Raw genomic sequence first — 262 nt, 5'->3', positions numbered from 1 at the left:
AACTGGTTGTTTCATAACTAAAATACGTTTATTCGGATGAGAAGCAGGAATCATTTCACCATATACGCGTTTTCCTTCTTCTGCATACCATTCAACAAAGCTATTTGCATAATTCACTTCACCAAGTGCTTCTGCAAACGGCTTTCCTTGTTCTTTCGTCATGATCGCTGCAATCTCTTCTTTATTTTCATCGATAAGCGTGAACCATTTCTTTAACTTCACTGCACGGTCTGCTGCTGTTAACTTAGACCATGATTTAAAA

1 protein-coding gene is annotated in these 262 nt (G+C 37.8%); it reads right to left on the bottom strand.

All coding sequences use genetic code 11. The features are described from left to right. Window positions 1-262: aldehyde dehydrogenase family protein (locus KVT11_RS20115; protein WP_217609175.1), on the bottom strand; the 262-nt coding region annotated here is incomplete at both ends.

The organism is Bacillus sp. GbtcB10 (assembly GCF_019091365.1).
Classification (GTDB): Bacteria; Bacillota; Bacilli; order Bacillales; family Bacillaceae; genus Bacillus; species Bacillus altitudinis.
The sequence above is the reverse complement of the archived record's forward strand: the minus strand, read 5'-3'. Positions and strand labels throughout refer to the sequence as shown.